The sequence below is a fragment of the Dialister sp. genome (assembly GCF_051885895.1).
GTDB lineage: Bacteria > Bacillota > Negativicutes > Veillonellales > Dialisteraceae > Dialister.
In genome coordinates this window covers 3,475-7,041 of record NZ_JBJEXP010000087.1, presented here as the reverse complement: position 1 = coordinate 7,041, position 3,567 = coordinate 3,475, and the positions used below count along the sequence as shown (strand labels likewise).

Below are 3,567 nucleotides of genomic sequence, written 5' to 3'. Positions count from 1 at the left end.
CCGGTGCTTTCCTGGTGCGGGTGCCCTTTTCCTACTTCATGAGCCTGGAGGTGCCTCCCCGTCTTTTCCACATCGGCCTGGCCACGCCGGCCTCCTCCGTTATGCAGATTCTTTTATGTCTCCTGGCATTTGTGTATGTGTATCGAAAAGGGGCACAGGGAAAAAACTGACAATCCCTTCCATATAAAGAGATAGCAGCGTCCCGACTGCTTACAAAGAAAAGTTCTCGGACGGGCCACAGTTTCCGCCATTTCAAAAGGCGTCCTCTTCCCGAAGACGCCCTGCTGCTGTTTTATATTCTGCCCCTTTTGCAGGGGCTTTTTTGCATTCTATAGCTTATTTTTCCTTGACCGTTTTCCTGTCTTTCCCCATATAGAGTTTCCTGTAGTACAAAAGAACAGCCGCCATACCTATATCTGTCAGGAGCCAGCTGGCGGGATACACGGCCATGAGGACATCAAAGCCGGGATTCCAGCGGAAAATGGTAGCCACGTAGAGAATACGGGAGCCGCAGATACCGGCAGCCACAATAACCGCAGGCCCCAGAGATTTCCCAAAGCCCCTGAGGAAGCCAGAAACCATTTCTATGATGAGGTTCAGTACTTCTGCGCCCAGGATGTATTCCAGCCGGATATAGCCGTAATAGAGAACCTCTTCATCCGTGCTGAAAAGAGACAGCAGGGGAGTACCGAAGAAAAGAACAGCGCCGCACACCAGAACCATGGCAAAAAGGGCCTGGGCACCGGTGACAAGAAAAATTCTCCTGCACCGATGCATAAGGCCGGCACCGTAATTCTGCCCGGTAAAGGTAGTACAGGTCTGACCGAAAGCATTAATGACATAATAGGCAATAATTTCCAGGTTGAAGGCTGCTGCCGATGCGGCCATCACCTCTGCTCCCAGACTGTTGATGGCGGACTGGATAACGATATTGGAAAGGCTGAATACCGCCCCCTGGAGACCTGCCGGCACACCTACGGAAAGAATTTCTTTCAGCATGGACATATCAAAAACCGCTTCTCTCAGGGAAACATGGACCGAGAGAGTTGTGTGGGAAAGAAGGCTCAGAAGAAGCAGGCTGCTGACCAGGGAAGAGCATACGGTAGAAGCAGCCACACCTCCTACATCCATATCCATAACCAGTACAAAGAAAAGGCTGGCCGCCACTTTCACCACGCCGGAAATGAAGAGGCAGATAAAGGGTGTCCTCGTATCTCCCTGGCTCCGAAAAATGGCGGAAGTGAAATTGTACATGAGAATGCCCGGCATAGCCAGGAACTGGATGCGCAGGTACCGGAGGGACATGTCTCTCACTTCTTCCGGCACCGAAAGAATGTCCATCAATGGAGAAGCAGCCAGCTCTCCCAGAACTGCCATGGCAATGCCGCCGAAAAGTGCAGAGAGAATGGCTGTATGTACCGCTTTTTTCACGCCGTCCCTGTCTCTTTTTCCGGTAAGCTGGGAAATCACCACATTGGCTCCCAGGGAAATGCCGATAAAGAAGGTGACAATAATCCCCACCACCGGCGCATTGCTTCCCACGGCAGCCATAGCGTTTTTCCCTACAAACCGTCCCATAATGAGGATATCCGCCGCGTTGAAAAGCTGCTGGCATATGCCCGTTACCGCCAAAAGGAGGGCAAAGGTCCAGGTTTTGTCCGCAATCGATCCGTGAAGCATATCCATTCGTCTCATCTGTTTTTCTCCTTTGCTGTCCTTTCTTTTTTCTATCTTATTATAGCACGGGTCCGGATATATACCGATCCGCAGTTCTTCTCCTTGAGAATGCATCCACTCCCCGGCCGGACCTTTCATTTCTTTTCCATAAAAAAAAGAGAAGGACCTCCTGCCTTCTCCTTTTCTCTTATGAATCGGAAGGATGATTCCTGACAAAATTTCTGACTTCCTCTTCCCCTTCCTTTGTTTTGGTTTCATTTTCCATCAGGGAGAGCCCCTGTACAACCCGGGCCTCTGGTTCTGCTTCCCGTATCCGTTCCAAAGTATCCGCGAACCGGCTTCCGGCGCTGGTATTAAAGGCATAAACCGTTTTACCGGATAAATCATAGTCATCCAGAAACGTGCACACCGGCGCCGGAAGGGTATAGTGCCAGGTAGGATACACCAGGTAAATCGTCGTATATCGGCCCATATCATCAATGTGGCCTGCCAGAGCAGGATGAACATGATCCATGTCCTGTCCTTCGCCCACCCTGACAGTCTTCTGGTAATCCACGGGATAGGTGTATTCTGTCTGGATGGTAAAAAGATCTCCGCCTGTTTCGTCAGCAATCCAGCGGGCCATGCGCTCTGCGTTGCCTGCAGTGCTTCCATCCTTTCCTACGTCCAGTCCGGGAGAAGAACGGTCTCCTGCAGCGGCAGCCGTATTGCCGGACCTTGAAAAATAGGCGACCAGGGTATGTCTATGGTTACCGGGAATGATACCCCGGGGCACTGCTTTTTCCGGCGTATAATCAGCATATCTGGTAAAATTTTCTATTTCCGCCTGCTCTCCTGTCTTTCCGGATTCCACCTGATTTGACAGAGCAGATACGGCAGGCAGCCTGCCAAAGCCGCAGCCTCCGGCCAGAACTGCCGCTCCGAGAACCGCTGCGCCCAGCCAGTATTTCCACTTCATAGGCGCCTCACGAATCCAATTCGATGGTCACATCATAACTGCCATGGAGGCTGTCTATATCTGCAATGGGCGATGTCATGACCCCGATATTGACCTGGTGCCCATACTGCTCGGAAGAGTCCTCGTCTTTAAAGAGGATGGTAAAATAGGGTGCATCCGTGGCGTAGTCAATGTCTCCGTTCAGCCATCCGTAATGCACTTCCTCTTCTCTATAGGGAAGTTTTTCTGTGACGCCGCAGAAATCATGGCTGTATCGATCCATATGAACCGTGTAGGGCAGTTTCCGGATAAGAGCTTTCGCCGTTTCACTGTCATTCAGCACACCATGAATCACCGTATCGCCAAAATGGATTTTTACCGGTGTGCCGCCGGCCATAGGAATCCTTGTCGCTTTTCCCGCATCCGTTTTCTGCATGGATGCTCCTTCTTTGGCCGTCTTTCTTGCCGCTGCCGACTGCGATACCGCCGGTTCACCGCTGCGGCTCTGCGCTGCCGTCTGGGAGCCGCAAGCGCTCACTGTCACCAGCAGCAGGCCTGTCAGCGCCGCTGCTGCTATTGCTTTTATCATGTACATTCCTCCTTACCTGGAAATGGCTAATGCAATCATCCGCTGATTTGGATTTCTGCCTTTCCCGGTCACGAAGATGCAGAATTTCTTTATGACTCTGCAGCTTCGTCCCGTAAAGGCTTATGGAAATCCATCGAGCGAAAGAATCGGCATTTTCTGAGGAACCGGTGAGGTTCCCCTTTCTCTATAGCAGTATACGGGCAGAATAAATCCATGTAAAATGCTTATCATATATCTGTAATAATACTATTTATTTATGGTTTTCCCGCTGCATGATAAAAGAGGAAAGCTGCCGACGCTTTCCTCTTTCATCATTTCACTGCAGGCCCACGTCCGCAGTTCATTTTTATTTTTATGCTTCCTT

General features: G+C 50.8%; 3 protein-coding genes. All 3 read right to left on the bottom strand.

Annotated features, from left to right (window positions below; translation table 11 throughout):
* Nucleotides 1–336 precede the first annotated feature (336 nt).
* On the bottom strand, nt 337–1,695 hold the full coding sequence (locus ACI4N7_RS07755; protein WP_439732783.1) for an MATE family efflux transporter: 1,359 nt from the start codon (nt 1,693–1,695) through the stop codon (nt 337–339).
* A gap of 169 nt (nt 1,696–1,864) precedes the next feature.
* The gene (locus ACI4N7_RS07750) at nt 1,865–2,635 is read right to left on the bottom strand and encodes a flavodoxin (protein ID WP_439732782.1); all 771 of its coding nucleotides are present in this window, start codon (nt 2,633–2,635) and stop codon (nt 1,865–1,867) included.
* Between the two features lie 7 nt (nt 2,636–2,642).
* Complete coding sequence (locus tag ACI4N7_RS07745; RefSeq protein ID WP_439732781.1) at nt 2,643–3,203, bottom strand: cyclophilin-like fold protein; 561 nt, start codon at nt 3,201–3,203, stop codon at nt 2,643–2,645.
* Nucleotides 3,204–3,567: the final 364 nt, after the last annotated feature.